Annotated in this window: 13 protein-coding genes; all 13 read left to right on the top strand. The window is 59.8% G+C overall.

Going from position 1 to position 17,097, the window contains the following annotated elements; all coding sequences use genetic code 11:
- Position 1: 1 nt before the first annotated feature.
- Positions 2–1,204 (top strand): hypothetical protein, encoded by a 1,203-nt coding sequence (locus GFER_RS11750; protein WP_052446336.1) that lies wholly within the window; start codon positions 2–4, stop codon positions 1,202–1,204.
- Positions 1,205–1,258: 54 nt separating this feature from the next.
- Positions 1,259–2,647: an argininosuccinate lyase gene (argH, locus tag GFER_RS11755; RefSeq protein ID WP_040099842.1), complete on the top strand. Its 1,389-nt coding sequence runs from the start codon at positions 1,259–1,261 to the stop codon at positions 2,645–2,647.
- A gap of 82 nt (positions 2,648–2,729) precedes the next feature.
- On the top strand, positions 2,730–3,512 hold the full coding sequence (locus tag GFER_RS11760) for a fibronectin type III domain-containing protein (RefSeq protein ID WP_040099845.1): 783 nt from the start codon (positions 2,730–2,732) through the stop codon (positions 3,510–3,512).
- 107 nt (positions 3,513–3,619) lie between these two features.
- Entirely contained in the window at positions 3,620–4,873 is a 1,254-nt protein-coding gene (gene lysA, locus GFER_RS11765; protein ID WP_040099847.1) for a diaminopimelate decarboxylase, read from the top strand.
- A gap of 89 nt (positions 4,874–4,962) precedes the next feature.
- Complete coding sequence (dapA, locus tag GFER_RS11770; protein ID WP_040099849.1) at positions 4,963–5,838, top strand: 4-hydroxy-tetrahydrodipicolinate synthase; 876 nt, start codon at positions 4,963–4,965, stop codon at positions 5,836–5,838.
- Positions 5,839–6,081: 243 nt separating this feature from the next.
- Positions 6,082–6,885 carry a 4-hydroxy-tetrahydrodipicolinate reductase gene (dapB, locus tag GFER_RS11775; protein WP_040099851.1) on the top strand — a complete coding sequence of 268 codons (804 nt, stop codon included), beginning with the start codon at positions 6,082–6,084 and terminating at the stop codon, positions 6,883–6,885.
- Positions 6,886–6,993: 108 nt separating this feature from the next.
- Positions 6,994–8,229, top strand: coding sequence for an LL-diaminopimelate aminotransferase (locus GFER_RS11780; RefSeq protein WP_040099853.1), 1,236 nt, complete (start codon positions 6,994–6,996; stop codon positions 8,227–8,229).
- 48 nt (positions 8,230–8,277) lie between these two features.
- Positions 8,278–9,429, top strand: coding sequence for a DNA-processing protein DprA (dprA, locus tag GFER_RS11785; RefSeq protein WP_139171916.1), 1,152 nt, complete (start codon positions 8,278–8,280; stop codon positions 9,427–9,429).
- A 30-nt stretch (positions 9,430–9,459) separates the two neighbouring features.
- Positions 9,460–9,930 carry a DUF494 family protein gene (locus GFER_RS11790; RefSeq protein ID WP_040099858.1) on the top strand — a complete coding sequence of 157 codons (471 nt, stop codon included), beginning with the start codon at positions 9,460–9,462 and terminating at the stop codon, positions 9,928–9,930.
- Between the two features lie 84 nt (positions 9,931–10,014).
- On the top strand, positions 10,015–12,390 hold the full coding sequence (topA, locus tag GFER_RS11795) for a type I DNA topoisomerase (protein WP_052446355.1): 2,376 nt from the start codon (positions 10,015–10,017) through the stop codon (positions 12,388–12,390).
- Between the two features lie 108 nt (positions 12,391–12,498).
- Entirely contained in the window at positions 12,499–13,839 is a 1,341-nt protein-coding gene (gene trmFO, locus GFER_RS11800) for a methylenetetrahydrofolate--tRNA-(uracil(54)-C(5))-methyltransferase (FADH(2)-oxidizing) TrmFO (protein ID WP_040099860.1), read from the top strand.
- A 507-nt stretch (positions 13,840–14,346) separates the two neighbouring features.
- Complete coding sequence (locus tag GFER_RS11805) at positions 14,347–16,401, top strand: diguanylate cyclase (protein WP_161807408.1); 2,055 nt, start codon at positions 14,347–14,349, stop codon at positions 16,399–16,401.
- A 61-nt stretch (positions 16,402–16,462) separates the two neighbouring features.
- Positions 16,463–17,086, top strand: coding sequence for a Maf family protein (locus GFER_RS11810; protein WP_235264084.1), 624 nt, complete (start codon positions 16,463–16,465; stop codon positions 17,084–17,086).
- The last annotated feature ends 11 nt before the right edge of the window (positions 17,087–17,097 follow it).

The raw sequence follows: 17,097 nt of genomic DNA on the forward strand, positions 1-17,097 counted from the left end.
CATGTTTCAGATCGTCGACCAGCAGATCAACGTCGAATTTCCCCTCGGGCACCATCTGCATTGTCTCATCGCGCAGATTCCCAACAGCTTGGGGTTGTCGAGCTTTGCCTGCAAACTGACCGATCCCCAGCCGCAATGGGAGCGCATTCGCTCGATTCTCGAACTCGCCGCCGAAGGTCCGGGAAACCTCAAGAAACTGCACTTTCTCATGCTGCCGGAATCCTCCATGCCCGCAGCGCATGTGGGCGAAGCTCTGACCTTTATCGATCGCCACTTCCGCCCCAACACCATCACCATGTTCGGCGTCGAGCACATTCGCCTGCACGAATACCGCGCTCTTCTTGAAGACTACCGAGCCGACAACCAAGAGGTTCTGGCCTCGGTTCTGAAAGACAGCGATGCGGGCGACATCGAGCAGCTGCCGGTCAACTGGGCGGTGATCGCGGTCAAGGAGACGGACGGGCGCCTGCGGGTTTTCCTGCAGGCCAAAAGCCATCCCATGGTGGCCGAGGAAACCATCGACCCCTTTCACGACCTCTATCGCGGCAAGGCCTTTCCCCTGCTACGCTGTACGCCGGTCGGCTTCAACTTCATGGCCATGATCTGCCTTGATTACATCTACCGCGATCTCTACCAGTCCAACATCAACACGGTGATCGAGAGGGCCAACGATCTGTTCTTCCGCACCCGCCAGCGCCTGGACCTGCTGGCGGTTCTGCAATGCAATCCCAAGCCCGAGCATCAGGCCTTTCGCGACGTGGTCAACGGCTTTTACGGCGAATATCTGGCCTACACCCCCGGGGTGCGCGACACGGTCACGGTGTTTGCCAATACCTCCAACGAAACCAGCGGGCTCAGCGTCAAAGGCGACTACAGCTTCGGCCATTCATCGGTCATTATTCACAAGAGCCACAAGATTCTGCCGGTCAGCTATCCTGAATTCGCCAGCGACGATTTCGACGGGCTGCCGGTCTGCCGGCTGCGTTTTGGCGCCGACACCCGCCTTTATTATGTCAACCTGCCGCTGTTTCACGAACTTGATCCCCGCACCACCCGCTTTCCCCTCAAGGTGCATGGCATTTACCGCCTCGCGGGGAAATTGGGCTGGACACGCCTTGAGGATACCGACCTGCAACCCCTTGGCGATATCAGGGAAAAGGCCGCCGCTTGCCCCCTTACTCCGGCCCCGAACGGCACCAAGTAACCCGCGACACCCAACTATTGACCCGCAATCCACCGACAGGGAGACATCGAGTCCATGGCACAGGATAAACTCTGGGGCGGACGCTTCAGCCAGCCCACCGACAAGTTCGTCGAAGAATTCACCGCCTCCATCACCTTTGACCAGCGCATGTACCGCTACGACATTCAGGGTTCCATCGCTCATGCGCGCATGCTGGCCCGGCAAAACATCATCGCTCAAACCGAAGCCGAGCAGATCATCGCCGGCCTCGAAGAAATTCTCGCCGAAATCGAGGCGGGCCGGTTTGAATTCAAGGTCAGCCTTGAAGACATCCACATGAACATCGAATCGCGCCTCATTGAGCGCATCGGCCCCGTTGGGGGCAAGCTGCACACCGCTCGTTCACGTAACGACCAGGTGGCCCTTGACGTTCGCCTTTACCTGCGCGATGAGCTCAAGGCCATCGCACGCTATCTTGACAGCCTGCAGGACGCGGCACTCGGGCAGGCCGAAGCCAACCTCGCCGTCATCATGCCCGGTTATACCCACCTGCAAACCGCCCAGCCGGTGCTTTTCGCCCACCACATGCTGGCCTATTATGAAATGTTCCGGCGCGACGCGGGACGTCTTGCCGATGTCGCCAAACGGCTCAACGAATTGCCCCTCGGCGCCGGCGCCCTGGCAGGAACCACCTTTCCCATCGACCGGGAGTACGTCGCCGAACAACTCGGCTTTGACGGGGTGACGCGCAACAGTCTCGATTCGGTCTCCGACCGCGATTTCGCCCTCGAATTCTGCTCTGCCGCCGCGATTCTCATGATGCACCTCTCGCGTCTCTCGGAGGAGCTGATCCTGTGGTCTTCGGCTGATTTCAACTTCATCGAGCTGACGGACGCTTTCTGCACCGGCAGCTCGATCATGCCACAGAAGAAAAATCCCGACGTTCCCGAACTGGTGCGCGGCAAGACCGGGCGCGTCTACGGCAATCTGATCAGCCTGCTGACCCTGATGAAAGCCCTGCCCCTGGCCTACAACAAAGACATGCAGGAAGATAAGGAGCCGCTGTTCGACACCATCGACACGGTCAAGGGCAGCCTCAAGATTTTTGCCGACATGATCGCGCAGATGCGGGTTAAGGCCGAGCCCATGCGCATCGCCGCGGCACGCGGGTTCTCCACCGCCACCGACGTCGCCGACTATGTGGTGCGCAAGGGTTTGCCCTTTCGCCAGGCTCATGAAGTGGTGGGCAAGACGGTGCGCTACTGTATCGAGCAGGGCAAGGATATCCCTGAGCTGACCCTGGAGGAGTTCCAACAGTTTTCGCCGCTCATCGAAGCCGACATCTACGACTACGTTACCCTCGAAGCCTCGGTTAACGCCCGCCGCGCCACAGGCGGCACCGCGCGCCAAGCGGTAACGCGCGAAATCAAGCGGGCCCGTGAGGAGCGCCAGGCCCAACCCTGAAAAAAAGTAACTATTCAGCGGCAACGTCCGAGAGTACCGCAGGGAAAACGCCATACGGTCGGGCATGGGAGGATTTTTTAAGATGAGATTTTTTGTTCGCAGGCCTTTCCCCATTCTGCTCCTGCTGGCCGCCCTCGGACTTTCCCTCGGCGCCTGCGGCAAGAGAGGTCCGGTGCGGCCCTTGGCCGAACTCAGCCCCGCCGCGCCACCGAATTTCAGCGCCGAGCAGAAGGGGGAAAGTATTTTGCTTTCCTGGGATCTCCCCAGAGTCAACCAGGACGACTCTCCCCTGGTTGACCTCGCCGGCTTTCGCATTTATCGCCTGACCTTTCATCCCGAAGACCCCTGTCCGGAATGCCGCGAGGAACAGGCACCTTTGGTGGCCGAACTTGATCTCGATTACCTGCCGTCAGGCAGCCGGCTTGACGAACGATTGTTCTGGTTCGACACGTGCGCCGCCCTCGGCAGCGGCTACCTTTACCGCATCCTGCCCGTCAATCACAAAGGCCGTCCCGGCGCTGCCGCCCGCAGCCACCTGATCCTCGGTGAACCGCCCGCGCCGCCCGTTGGGCTGTCGGCCGCCGGCCACGACCGCCTGGTGCGCTTGAGTTGGGCACCTGTCACCAGCCTGCCGGAAGAGGCCGAGTTGCTCGGCTATCACCTTTATCGGCGCAGCGGCGACGCGCCCTATTCCCCGCAGCCCCTGACGCGTGAGCCGCTCAGCGCAGCGCAGTTCGAGGATTTTTCCGTGGCTAACGATCAGGTCTACAGCTACGCATTGCGCACGGTCATGGTGGTGGAAGACCGCCGCATTTTCTCGAGCCGCTCAGAGGAAATCAGTGTCGTTCCCAAGGCCGGTCGCTGACCTCGAAGCGAGGCTGCTTTTGACTTATCCCTTCGGGTATGTTAGTTATTTTGGTTTATTCAGGCGCCGCACCCGTATTCTCATCCACCTCAGGAGGATCGATCCCTATGCATCATTTTCAGTACAAAGGCAATGAACTCTACGCCGAAGACGTCGCCCTGCGCGACATCGTCGCCCAAGTGGGCAGCCCCGTCTATGTGTATTCCCAGGCCACCCTGGAGCGCCACTTCAAGGCCTTCGACGAAGCCTTTGCCGGTGCGCCGCATACCATCTGCTACTCAGTCAAGGCCAACTCCAACCTGGCGATTCTCAAGACCATCATCCGCATGGGCGGCGGCGTCGACATCGTCTCCGGCGGCGAACTCTACCGCGCCCTGCAAGCGGGGGTGGATCCCAAGAAGGTGGTTTACTCCGGGGTGGGCAAGCGCGACGACGAGATCGAATATGCTCTCAACACCGGCATCCTCATGTTCAACGTCGAATCCGAGCAGGAAATCGATCGGTTGAATGAAATCGCCGGACGACTCGGCAAGAAAGCGGGCATCGCCCTGCGCGTCAACCCCGATGTTGATCCGCAGACCCACCCCTATATCACCACCGGCCTGAAAAAAGCCAAGTTCGGCATTACCATGGATCGTGCCGTCGAGGAATACAAGCGCGCGCGTGACATGGAGAATCTCGAAATTCTCGGCATCGACTGCCACATCGGCAGCCAGTTGACCAAAGTTGAGCCTTTCGTTGATTCAATCCGCAAACTCAAAGAGCTGATCGGTGAACTCAAGGCACTCGGCATCAACCTGAAATATCTTGATCTCGGCGGTGGTCTCGGCATCCAGTATGACGCCGAGGATCCGCCCCTGCCCGCCGATTACGGCAGCGCTATCAAGGCAGAAACCAAGGATCTCGGCCTGCACCTGATTTTTGAACCGGGGCGCAACATCGCCGGCAACGCCGGTGTGCTGGTGGCCAAATGCCTCTACACCAAAGAGCGCGACGAAAAGAACTTCATCATCATCGATGCAGGCATGAACGATCTGGCTCGCCCTGCTCTCTACGGCAGCTTTCACGGTGTGCAGCCGGTGGTCAAGGACCAGGACGGCATGATTCCGGCCGATATCGTCGGTCCCATCTGCGAAACCGGAGACTTTCTGATCAAAGAACGCAGCGTTCCAATGTTCAAGCAGAATGACCTCATGGCCTTCATGTCCGCGGGCGCTTACGGCTTCACCATGAGTAGCAACTACAACACGCGTCCGCGTGCTGCCGAGGTGCTGGTCAACGGCGATAAGTTCGTCGTGATCCGCGAGCGGGAAAAGGTCGAGGATCTGGTGCGCGGCGAATCCATTCCCGCATGGCTGTGACGGGACAGGTGTATTTCTTTATGCTTGGGTGCCTGCCGGCCAGTGTTTTTTGCTGACCGGGACGCAAGCATTTCCGGGAGGAGGACATTATGTTCAAAGGTTCCATGGTCGCCATCGTCACGCCGTTCAAGGCCGATGGCAGTTTTGACGAAGAAACCTATCGACAGCTTATCGATTTTCAGATCGCAAGCGGCACCGACGCCATCATTCCCTGCGGCACGACCGGGGAGTCGGCGACGCTTGACTTCGATGAGCACGCACGCGTCATCCAGGTCTGCATCGAGCAGGTCAACAAACGCGTCCCGGTGATTGCCGGGACCGGCGCCAACTCCACCACCGAGGCCATCGGGCTGTCGAAGAATGCCAAGGACATGGGAGCCGACGGCCTGCTGCTGGTCTGCCCCTATTACAACAAACCTTCGCAGGAGGGCATCTACCGGCATTACAAAGCCATTGCCGAGGCGGTGGCCCTGCCGCAGGTTCTGTACAACGTACCGGGGCGCACCGGCGTCAACATGACGGCCGAGACGACCGTGCGCCTGGCGGAGATCCCAAACATCGTCGCCATCAAGGAAGCTGCGGGCGACCTGACCCAGGTGAGTGAAATTCTTGCGCGCGCCGGCGACAAGATCGACGTGCTCTCGGGCGATGATTTTCTTACCTTCCCGATGCTGGCCTGTGGTGGCAAGGGCGTGATCTCGGTGTCCGCAAATATCGTCCCTGCCCAGGTCAAGGCCATGGTCACGGCCTTTTTCGCCGGCGACTGGGAGCAGGCGCGCCGCCTGCATCTGGAACTTCTCGATTTACACAAGGCCATGTTCATCGACGCCAATCCGGTTCCGGTCAAAACTTCGCTCGAACTCATGGGCAAATGTGCGGCGCAGGTGCGCCTGCCCTTGTGTGAACTGGGCGCGGCCAACCTGGAAAAACTCAAAACCGTGCTGAAAAAGCACAAGCTGATTTAAAAACCGGGTAACTGTTCAGCTGCAACGTCCGACAGTACCGCAGGATGCGGCGGTTGAGCGCTGCGGCAAATGTTTGAGCCGCAGGTGAGTTTTTGCCTCCCGCGATGCCGCCTCACCCTGCGGTGCATGCTGAACAGTTACAAAAACCGTTTCTCGCAGAGCCGTCGAGCACTGAGGTTTCTCCGGCGCAAAGTGCGCGCTGCGTGTGTACGGCGCATCGGAGAAATAGAAAAGGACTTATACATGATCAAAATTGCCGTTACCGGGGCCGCCGGACGCATGGGCGGGCGCATCATCACCGCCATCAAGGAAGCCGAGGGGCTGGAACTGGCCGGAGCCGCCGAGCGTCCCGGGCACGCCATGGTCGGACAGGATGCCGGCCTGGTGGCCGGCTGCGGCCCCCTGGGAGTGAACATCAGCGATGACCTGGAGCAGGTTCTGTCCGGGGCCGATGTGCTCATTGACTTCACCTTTCCCGAGGTCACCCTGAAAAACCTGGAAATCTGCGCGCGCCTGGGCTGCAAGATGGTCATCGGCTCCACCGGCTTCACTCCCGATCAGCGCGAAGGGGTGGCGCGCCTGGCCCGGAAAATACCGGTGGTGCTGGCGCCCAACATGAGCGTCGGCGTCAATGCCTGCTTCAAACTGCTCAAGGAGGCGGTGCAGATTCTTGGCGACGGCTTTGACGTAGAGATTGTCGAGCTGCACCACAACAAGAAAAAGGATGCGCCCAGCGGCACTGCGGTGCGCATGGGCGAAGTGGTGGCCGACGCTCTGGGTCGCGACTACAATGAATGCGCGGTGTTTCATCGTGAAGGCATGACCGGTGAGCGCACCCATGAGGAGATCGGCATGCAGACGGTGCGTGGCGGCGACATCGTCGGCGAGCACACGGTCTATTTCATCGGCATGGGCGAGCGCATCGAAATCACCCATCGCGCCATGAGCCGCGACATGTTCGCCCGCGGCTCGGTGCGTGCCGCTCACTGGCTGGACGGCAAGACGCCTGGGCTCTACGACATGCAGGATGTCCTGGGCCTGAAATAAGCCAAAACCTGGAACGCGGGACGCGGAACGAGGAACGCGAAAAACTGGCCTACTCATCCCGCGTCACGCGTTCCGCGTCCCTATTTTCTTCAACATACGGAGGTTACATTGGCACGTCTCAACGACAACTACCTGAAACTCAAAGCCGGCTACCTGTTTCCCGAAATCGGCCGCCGCATCAAGGAATTCACTCAGGCCAACCCCGACGCCAAGGTGATCCGCCTGGGCATCGGCGATGTTACCCGCCCTCTGGTTCCGGCGGTGGTGGATGCCTTTCACAAGGCCATTGACGATCTGACCCGTCCGGAAACCTTCATGGGTTATGGCCCTGAGCAGGGCTACGATTGGCTTATTGAAACCATCATCGACAAGGCCTATCGCCCCTTGGGAGTCGAGCTCAAGACCTCGGAAGTATTCATTTCCGACGGCTCCAAGTGTGACTGCGCCAACATCCTCGACATCTTCGACCTGTCCAACAAAGTGGCTATCGGCGATCCCGTTTACCCGGTGTACAACGACACCAACGTCATGGTCGGACGTACCGGCGAAGCCGACGACAAGGGCTACTATGAGGGCATCGTCTATCTGCCCTGTACCGAAGAAAACAATTTCACCCCCGACCTGCCCAAGGGAAAGGTCGACATCATCTACTTGTGCTTTCCCAACAATCCCACCGGCACCGTCGCCGACAAAGCCGAGTTGAAAAAGTGGGTGGATTACGCCAACGCCAACGACGCCATCATCTTTTTCGACGCCGCTTACGAGGCCTTCATTACCGAACCCGGCATCCCGCATTCCATTTATGAAATCGAAGGCGCGAAAAAATGTGCGATCGAGTTCCGCTCCTTCTCCAAAACCGCCGGGTTCACGGGCGTGCGTTGCGCCCTGACGGTGGTTCCGGAAGCGGTCATGGCCACCACCTCCAAGGGTGAGAAAGTCGCTCTCAACAAGCTGTGGAACCGCCGCCAGTCGACCAAATTCAACGGCGTGTCCTACCCGGTGCAGAAAGCCGCGCAGGCGGTTTACTCCGAGCAAGGCTGGCGCCAGACCAAGGATGTCATCGACTACTACATGGAAAACGCGCGCATCATCCGTGAGGGTCTCCAGGCCGCGGGCATCACCTGCTACGGCGGCGTCAACGCTCCCTACATCTGGCTCAAGACCCCCGAGGGCATGAGCAGCTGGGATTTTTTCGACAAGCTGCTCAATGAATGTCACGTGGTCGGCACGCCGGGCAGCGGCTTCGGCCCCAGCGGCGAAGGCTATTTCCGCCTGTCCGCTTTCGGCGATCGCGAAAACGTGGTAGCGGCCGTCGAACGCATTCAGCGCAAGTGGGGAAAGTAAAGCTGATTCGAGCCGCACATTCAACATTGTAACCGTTCAACTTGGGGGGTGGGCACGCGCCCACCCCTTTATTTCTCCTTGGCCATGCATCGGGACAATCTTTCTTCACAAGAGTTGGGCTGGCTGCGCCTGCACCTCACGCCACGCCTGGGTCGAAAAGCTTTGCGACGCCTGCATCAGGTTTTCGGCTCCCTTGAGGCAATTCTTGCCGATACCACGCCCGCGCGCCTGGCACGCGGCGGCCTGTCGCCAAAACTGGCGACGGCGATTCCCGCGGAGGATGATCCGAATTTGGCCGCCACGGCCGCCAAACTCGCGCAGGACGGCGTGCGGCTGGTGAGCCTGTGGGACGCGGATTTTCCGCCCCTGCTCGCCGGCATCCCCGATCCGCCGGCGCTGCTTTACGTGCGCGGCCACTGGCCTCCGGCGCCGGGACTCGCAGTGGTAGGCGCGCGCCGCGCCGGCGCGGAAAGTCGTCAGATGGTACGTGAGATTGCCCGCGATCTGGCAGGCCACGGCGTCTGCATCATCTCGGGGCTGGCACGGGGCATCGACACCGCCGCCCATCTCGGCGCGCTTGATGCGGGGGGCGCGACCGTTGCGGTGCTGGGCTGCGGCATTGACCGCATCTACCCTCCAGAAAACCGGAAACTCTTTCATCAGATCGCCACCCAGGGCACGCTGATTTCCGAATACGCTCCCGGCACCCCGCCCCTGGCGGGCAACTTTCCGGGACGCAACCGCATCGTGAGTGGTTTGGCGCTGGGTGTGCTGGTGGCCGAGGCCGCCGTCGGCAGTGGTTCCCTGATCACCGCCGATTTTGCCCTGGAACAGGGCCGCGAAGTGTTCGCCCTGCCCGGCGCGCCCTACGGCGCCTCCTGTACCGGCTCAAATACGCTGCTCAAGGAGGGCGCACATCTGGTTACCGAGGCGCGCGACATCCTCGATCTGCTCTGGTCGGACCTGGCGCGCAGCGCTTTGGGCGCTCCGGCTGCGGCGCCTGCACCCCTGCCGGAGCTTTCCAAGGAGGCTCTCCAGGTATTGGAGCCCATGGACACAAACGCCCTGCACATCGATGAAATCGTCCGGAAAAGTGGGTTGACTCCCATGGAGGTTTCCGCTATTTTACTGCACTTGGAACTTCAGGGGGGCGTCAGACAGTTGCCCGGAATGCATTATCAGCGCATTCGTCCTGGATGAATCCGGGGTTTGGTTCCCAGAGGAGGTTTTTTGAGAGACAGGGTTCTGGCCATTGTCAGCATCATTACGCAGTTTATCCTCGAAGAGAACGACCTGCTGACGAATGAAAATGAAATCGTTCAGGAACTGCTGGATATCGGCTTTGAGGTCGATGAGATCGACGCAGCCTTTTCCTGGATGGAGAATCAGACCCTGGAGCCGCTGGAACCCTCCCTGCCCAGCCTGGGAGTTACCAGTCAGCGCGTCTTTACCCTGCGCGAGAGTCTGATGTTGTCCCTGGAAGCGCGCGGCTTTCTCGTGCGGTTGCGCAGCCTGGGCATTGTCGATGACAATGTGGAAGAGGAAATCATCGAGCGAGCCATGTCCACCGGTGAGGATGAGGTGGGTCTCAAGGAGATCAAGCACATCGCGATTCTCGCTCTTTTTTCCCGCGCTCAGCAGCAGTGGCGCAAAGAGGTCGACTGCATTCTGGACGACGACTGGTCAGCTCTTTATCATTGAAAATCAGCAGGCTGCAGGATTTCCTGCAGCCTTTTTCGTTTCTGACCCGGCATGCCTCAAAACCGTGCGGGCAGCGAGGAACCTATGGCAAAACATCTGGTCATTGTCGAATCTCCCGCCAAAGCTAAAACCATCGAAAAATTCCTTGGTCCCGGCTACAAGGTTATGGCCTCTTACGGGCATGTGCGCGCGATGCCGAGCAAACAGGGATCGGTGGACATCAGCCAGGACTTCGAACCCAAATACCAGGTGCTGCCTGAGAGTCGCCGGCACATTGATGGGTTGAAGAAAGAGGTCGAAAAAAGCGAAGAACTCATCCTTGCCACTGACCCCGACCGTGAAGGTGAAGCCATCGCTTGGCATCTTCTGGAAGCGCTGGGCCTGACCGAGGATGGCAACAAGCCGCGGGTCAAGCGCGTGGTCTTTCACGAAATCACCAAGAATGCCGTAAAAAAGGCCATGGACAATCCGCGCCGGGTCGCCACTGAACTGGTGGATGCGCAACAGGCCCGTGCCGTTCTCGATTATTTGGTGGGATTCAACCTTTCTCCCTTTCTGTGGAAAAAAATTCGCTACGGCCTCTCGGCGGGCCGCGTTCAATCCGTGGCCTTGCGCCTGGTCTGTGAACGCGAGAAAGAAATCCAGGCTTTCACGGCGCAGGAATACTGGACCATTGACGCACTCCTGGCGCCCACCGCAGCGGCAAAGCGGACCAATTTCAAAGCACGCCTGCACAGCCTCGACGGTCAGCGTCTCGACAAGTTCGCCATCGGCGCGGAGCCGCAGGCCCTGGATCTCGTCAAGCAGATCGCCGCCTGCGACTTTGCCGTGCAGAAAGTCACTCAAAGCGAGAAAAAACGCAATCCCGCGCCACCGTTCACCACCAGCACCTTGCAGCAGGAGGCCAGCCGCAAGCTGGGCTACTCGGCGCGCAAAACCATGAGCACCGCGCAGAAGCTCTACGAAGGGGTCGACATCGGAGAAGGTGCGGTCGGTCTGATCACCTATATGCGAACCGACTCGGTAGCCCTCTCCGATGAGGCCACCGGTCAGGCCCGCGACGTCATCACCCAGCTTTACGGCACGGACTACGCCCTGTCCAAACCCCGGGTGTTCCGCAGTCGCGCGAAAAACGCCCAGGAAGCTCATGAAGCGGTGCGCCCGACCAACGTCGCCAACACCCCGGAGAAGGTCAAGCCCTTTCTCACCTCCGACCAGTACCGTCTTTACCGCCTGATCTGGATGCGTACCGTTGCCTCGCAGATGGCGGCCGCGATTCTCGACAGCACCTCCGTCGACATCGCCGCCGGCGAGCGCTTCATGTTTCGCGCCTCGGGCCAGGTGATTCGCTTCCCCGGTTTCATGAAGCTCTACATCGAAGGCACCGACGACAGCGAGGAGGAAAAAGAGGGAACCCTGCCCGCCCTCAGCGAAGGCGAGGCGCTGACGCGCGAGGAAATCCTCCCCGAGCAGCACTTCACCCAGCCGCCGCCGCGCTACACCGAGGCGAGCCTGGTCAAGACTCTCGAAGAATACGGCATCGGTCGCCCCTCCACCTACGCCAGCATCATGAACACCCTGGTTACGCGCAAGTACGTGCGCCTGGAAAAGCGCACCTTCTTTCCCGAGGACGTGGGCATGGTGGTCAGCGATCTGCTCACCCAGCACTTCCCGCGCTATGTCGACTATGCCTTTACCGCGGAAATGGAGGAAGAACTCGACGCCATATCCCGCGGCGAACATCAGTGGCGGCCCGCCATCCGCGAATTCTGGGAGCCCTTTATCGCCCTGCTCAAACAAAAGGAGCAGGAAGTCTCCAAGGCCGATGTAACCACCGAAAAAACCGATCGCATCTGCCCTGAATGCGGCAAGGAGCTGGTGGTCAAGCTTGGCCGTGCGGGCAAATTTCTCGCGTGTTCGGGCTTCCCCGACTGCCGCCACACCGAGCCCCTGGGCACCGAAGAAAAAGAAGAGCCGGTGCTCTCCGACCAGAAGTGCGACAAGTGCCAGGCCCCCATGCTCATCAAGGAAGGTCGCTACGGCAAGTTTCTCGCCTGCTCGGCGTATCCGGCCTGCAAGAACATCCAGCCCCTGGTCAAGCCCAAAGCGCTGGGCATCACCTGCCCCGAGTGCAAAGAGGGCGAGTTGATGGAGAAAAAAAGCCGCTATGGCAAAATTTTCTATTCCTGCAACCGCTATCCAAAATGCAAATATGCCCTGTGGGATCTGCCCTTGACCCAAGCCTGTCCCAAGTGCAAATTCCCCGTGACCGTGGAAAAAACCACCAAGCGCGAAGGCACGGTGCACAAGTGTCCCCAGGAGTCCTGTGACTGGAAAGAAACCCTGGTACCGCCGGTACCTAAGGACCCTGCGGCCAAAGCGACAAAACCTGCCAAGACGGCTAAGACCGCCAAGGCCACGAAAGCCACCAAGGCCGCCCCCAAAGACAAAAAGGGCTGATTTAAAAACCCTGCGACGTCTTGCCGCCGCACAAAAATGTGGATTTAAAGCTGACTCTTCAGCGCCGGCTGTGAATACGCCGGCGCTGCTGCTTTCTGTGAGCCTGATATGAATGAGCAACTGAGCATTATCGGCGCCGGCCTTGCCGGTTGTGAAGCTGCCTGGCAAGCCGCCGAGCGCGGTCTGAGGGTGCGGCTTTACGAAATGAAGCCACAGCGCTATTCCCCCGCCCACCAGAGTCCAGGCCTGGCGGAACTGGTCTGCTCCAACAGCCTGCGCGGCGTGGCTCTGAATAACGCTGTCGGACTGCTCAAGGAAGAGCTGCGCCGCTGCGGAGCCCTGTTCATGGCGGCCGCAGACGCCACCGCGGTGCCCGCCGGGGGGGCCCTGGCGGTGGATCGAGAGGAGTTTAGCGCGTATATCAGCGCCCGCATCACCAGCCATCCCCGGATTACCCTGGTGCGCGAGGAAGTGACCGAAGTGCCTGCCGAAGGTCGGGTCATCATCGCCTCCGGCCCCCTCACCTCCGAAGACCTTTCCAGAGAAATCGCGCATCTCACCGGTGCCGAGCATCTGTATTTTTATGACGCCATCGCTCCGATCGTCGAAGCCGACTCCATTGACATGAACAAAGCCTGGCGCGCCTCGCGCTATGGCAAGGGCAGCGACGACTATCTCAACTGTCCCCTCGACGAAAACCAATACCATGCCTTTGTCGCAGCACTGCGCAGCGCCGAAAAAGTTCCAACGCGCAACTTTGAGAAACTGATTCACTTTGAAGGCTGCATGCCCATTGAGGAAATGGCGGCGCGCGGTGATCTGACACTGGCCTTCGGTCCCATGAAACCGGTAGGCTTGAGCGACCCACGCACCGGCCGTGAGCCCTTTGCCGTGGTCCAGTTGCGCCAGGACAATCGGCACGCCAGCCTCTACAACCTGGTCGGATTTCAGACCAAACTCACTCATCCCGAACAGCGCCGCGTTCTGCGCACCATTCCCGGTTTGGAAACTGCCCGCTTCGCCCGCCTGGGCAGCATGCACCGCAATACGTTTCTCAACGCACCGCGCTGCCTGAACCGTCACCAGCAGTTGAAAAAGGATGCGCGCCTGATTTTCGCCGGGCAGATTACCGGTGTCGAGGGTTACGTGGAATCGGCAGCGAGCGGCTTTCTCGCCGGCTTGTTCGTCGGTGCGGCGCCTGACAACCAGACGCCCCCGCCACCCGCAACGACCGCCTTGGGTGCTCTCCTGGCGCATCTGGCCGACGCCGACCCCGACGACTTTCAGCCGATGAATATCAACTACGGCCTGTTTCCGCCCCTGGAAAAACGCCTGCGCAAGCGCAGCGAACGGCGGTTGGGACTCGCCGAACGGGCCCTGGCAGACCTGGAAGCCTGGTGGCGACCAATCCAGGAAAGTTTGCCGAGGTCCGGCGACCCCGCAAAATAACCAGGCGACAGCGTCAAATACCCGAGCCGGCATGCCCAATACCCCATCCTGACCCCTCGCCGCCCGAGGCTTCCCCAGCCGGTCTTTTGCTTTGTGCAAACCCGGATTTTATTCTGCAAGCGCGCCTCCTTAATGAGGAATTGGCAATCCCCTGTCGTGGCCCGCCAACTCCAGGGATTGCTGCCGCACGACGCCTTCTGTTCTCTCGCGCACTGACTAATAAACTCTTTATAAACAATCAATTTTATGTTGTTTTTGCGCCTCGCCAGTGATACCTAAGAGAGGTTTCGCCGCTCTGCGCCGAGGAATATTTCTTAATTCGCCTCTCTTTCGCAAACCGAGTCGCCAGGCTGTCCGCCAACCAGCACCGGATGCACTCCAGGCTGAAATCTTTCCACGCCTTGATCATCTGGGGGTAGGGGATCGGTACATAATTTAATGTCAGGTATGTTCTTTGCTTGTACTGGACAAGTCTTTGTCCCTCACCCTGCTGAACGGATTGATCGCATGGTCCACGAACACCCACCAATGGATGATCTGACCACGCTCAGTCCTGCGGAAGTGCTGGAGACTCTAGAGTCAGTCCCCTTTCTCGCGCCCTACGCGCTGGCCCTTTACTGTGAAACCCGCGGCCTGATCTGCCCCGAGGGACAGCACTTCAAACTCTTCGGGCCCTGCAGTCACTCGCTGCTGTGCGACGATCAATGTCGACCCATTCACGAAAATGCTCTCTCTCAGGCCATCACGCGCAACGAACCGGGGGTTTTTCGCTGCAAGAGCGGACTGCTCAACTTTATCGTCCCCTTTAAGCTGACCCGCTCTCAAACCTGCTGCCTTCTGGGGGGCGGGGTTCGCGCACCGGAGCTTGACCTCTCCACCTCGAAACTCCTGAGCCTGGCACGAGAAATCAACGATCCGGGTCTCGTGGAAGACATCGAAAAATTACCGATACACTCCGAAGAAGACTTGCAGGTTGTCGCCGGCCGGGTCGCCCAACTCATGGATGGCACTCAGGGCGACAACCTTTTGCGCCTCGCCTTCGAAAAGACCATGATGCGACTCAATGCCGTCACCGGCATGCTTCCCGAGTTCGACCGCGCGACAAACGTCGAACAGATTTTTCAGCTGCTCGGCGAAACCCTCACGGTTCTCTTCGATCTGCCGCGCGCGGCCGTTATTCTGGCCGCGGACGCCGCACGCAAACCCGTCCTGCGCGGCCTCGGTCAATGGCTTGAGCAGACGGTTTCCTTGAGCGAGGAACAGATCGGCTTGCTGCTCCGCGCCCAGGAGCGGCGCCATTTCTTCCTCGAAGAGGAAGACTGCCTCGGGCAGTTGCCGGGGGTGAAAGGCGAGTCGGCCAACTGCCTGCCGCTGGTCTACGGAAACCGCTCCCTAGGCACTCTCGCGCTGTTCGACGCGGATCTTGCGCCCCGCGATCTCCTGCTTATCGAGTTGCTCGCCGGACGCGCGGCCATGCGCATGGCAAGCCTCGAAAGCGAACGCGAACAAAGCCTCGAAGCCCGCATCTCGGCGCAGATCATCCAAATGGTCAGCGACTTTTCCCTGCTTGATCAGCGCGAGGCCCTGTTCAGCCGGATTCTTGACCTGACGGCCGAGTTGCTGTGCGCATCCAAGGGTTCATTGATGGTGCTTGACGAAGACGGCGAGCATCTCTTCATCGCCGCTGGAAAAGGAATGAATCCCGAACTGGCGCGCAACATGAGGGTGCGGGTCGGCAGCGGCATCGCCGGTCGCGTCGTGAGCAGCGGCCATTCCCTGCTGGTCAACGACATCGAAAAAGATGATCGGGTGCGCTCGGCCAACCGGCCGCGCTTTCGCACCAAATCCTTTCTCAGTATTCCCCTCAGGGTCCGGGGCGAAATTTTCGCCGTTCTCAACCTGTCCGACAAGGAAAACCAGGCGACCTTTGATGAGACCGATCTGCGGATACTCTCGGCCTTCGCTCCGCATTTTTCGGCGCTCATCGAACGCACCACGTCTCTGGAGCACGCCGCCGCCATGGAGGAACTCTCCATCACCGATCCGCTGACCGGTCTTTACAATCGCCGCTTTCTGGAACGGCGCATGGAAGAGGAAATCAGCCGCAGCCTCCGCCAGAGCTTATCGCTGACCATCATCATGCTCGATCTCGACAACTTCAAGCACTATAACGATCTGTGCGGCCATCTCGCCGGCGACAAGGCGCTCAAGCGCACGGCGCGCATTCTGCGCCATTCGGCGCGGGAAATGGATATCGTCACACGCTTCGGCGGCGAGGAGTTCTGTATTCTGCTGCCGGCGACCTCGAAGAAAGAATCGCTGCTGGTCGCCGAACGCATTCGTCACGCCATCGAAAAGGAAAGTTTTTTTCGCGAGCAGCATTTGCCCACGGGCAAACTCACCGCCAGCATGGGGCTCGCCTCCTTTCCGGTGGATGGCAACACGGCGCGAACCCTGATCAACGCGGCCGATATCGCTCTTTATCGGGCCAAAAGTGCAGGGCGCAATCGCTCCGTGGTATTTGAGCCTTCCTTTCGCGGCGACCAGGCGTCCTCGGCCTGAGCTTCTTTTTTGCTGCACTCGCCACACCGCTCTTGCCTTTTTCACACCAAGGATATCTGCTTTGACCAGCCCCATAACGCATCTGTTCCGCAACCCTCCGGGCACACTGGTGCTCGCTTCGGCCTCCCCGCGGCGCCGCGAACTGCTTGCATCTCTGGGGTTGGATTTCGCCGTGATACCGAGTTGCGCGGAGGAAACCCCTCTGGACGGCGAACTCCCCCGCGCCCATGTTCTGCGCCTGAGTTGCGCCAAAGCGCTCGATGTCGCCGAGCGCAAAGACATCGGCGGTCGCTGGTTTGTCGGCAGCGATACCATTGTCGTGCAAGACGGCCTGCTACTCGGCAAGCCTGCCGATGACAAACAGGCCCACTCCATGCTGAGCGCTCTCCAAGGTCGCCGGCACGATGTCTACTCCGGCTTTGCCGTCTACGACCGCCAGACCGGACAAACCCTGAGCGGTGCGGCGCGCACCGGAGTCCAGTTCCGGGAGTTGACAGGTGCGGAGATCGCGGGTTACATTGCCACGGGTGAGCCTCGGGACAAGGCTGGTGCTTACGCCATCCAGGGACTCGGTGCCTACCTGGTGCGCGCTATCGAGGGCAGCTACACCAGTGTCGTCGGCCTGCCCCTGAGCGAAGTCGTTGATGCGTTGCTGTCGCTGGGGGCCATACAAACAGCTTCCTGAGTAAACCTCCT

It is taken from the genome of Geoalkalibacter ferrihydriticus DSM 17813, assembly GCF_000820505.1.
Taxonomy (GTDB): domain Bacteria; phylum Desulfobacterota; class Desulfuromonadia; order Desulfuromonadales; family Geoalkalibacteraceae; genus Geoalkalibacter; species Geoalkalibacter ferrihydriticus.

Coding starts and splice junctions, on each gene's coding strand:
- GFER_RS11805 (WP_161807408.1), top strand. CDS start 14,347: ATGGTCCACGAACACCCACCAATGGATGATCTGACCACGCTCAGTCCT.
- GFER_RS11760 (WP_040099845.1), top strand. CDS start 2,730: ATGAGATTTTTTGTTCGCAGGCCTTTCCCCATTCTGCTCCTGCTGGCC.
- topA (WP_052446355.1), top strand. CDS start 10,015: ATGGCAAAACATCTGGTCATTGTCGAATCTCCCGCCAAAGCTAAAACC.
- dapB (WP_040099851.1), top strand. CDS start 6,082: ATGATCAAAATTGCCGTTACCGGGGCCGCCGGACGCATGGGCGGGCGC.
- dapA (WP_040099849.1), top strand. CDS start 4,963: ATGTTCAAAGGTTCCATGGTCGCCATCGTCACGCCGTTCAAGGCCGAT.
- lysA (WP_040099847.1), top strand. CDS start 3,620: ATGCATCATTTTCAGTACAAAGGCAATGAACTCTACGCCGAAGACGTC.
- argH (WP_040099842.1), top strand. CDS start 1,259: ATGGCACAGGATAAACTCTGGGGCGGACGCTTCAGCCAGCCCACCGAC.
- GFER_RS11750 (WP_052446336.1), top strand. CDS start 2: ATGTTTCAGATCGTCGACCAGCAGATCAACGTCGAATTTCCCCTCGGG.
- trmFO (WP_040099860.1), top strand. CDS start 12,499: ATGAATGAGCAACTGAGCATTATCGGCGCCGGCCTTGCCGGTTGTGAA.